This window comes from Monashia sp. HAY1-5C, from assembly GCF_056755255.1.
Map to the genome: position 1 here is coordinate 1 of NZ_JBPGXG010000539.1, position 253 is coordinate 253.

Consider the following 253-nt stretch of genomic DNA (forward strand, 5'->3'; position numbering starts at 1 on the left):
CCGTGCTGCAGCGCGACCAGCCCATTGCCGTGTGGGGCACGGCCGGCGCGGGCGGCAAGGTGACCGTGGCCCTGGGCGGCCAGACGGCGAGCGCCAGCGCCGACGCGCAGGGCAAGTGGAAGGTGCAGCTGCCGCCGCAATCGGCGGGCGGGCCGTACGCGCTGACCGCGACCTCGGACGGGCAGACGGTCAGCCGCGCCGACATCCTGCTCGGCGACGTCTACCTGTGCTCGGGCCAGTCGAACATGGAATT

General features: G+C 73.5%; 1 protein-coding gene. It reads left to right on the forward strand.

Annotation, left to right across the window (positions count from 1 at the left end):
• Window positions 1-253: hypothetical protein (locus ACR9ZK_RS22700; RefSeq protein ID WP_481344184.1), on the forward strand; the 253-nt coding region annotated here is incomplete at both ends.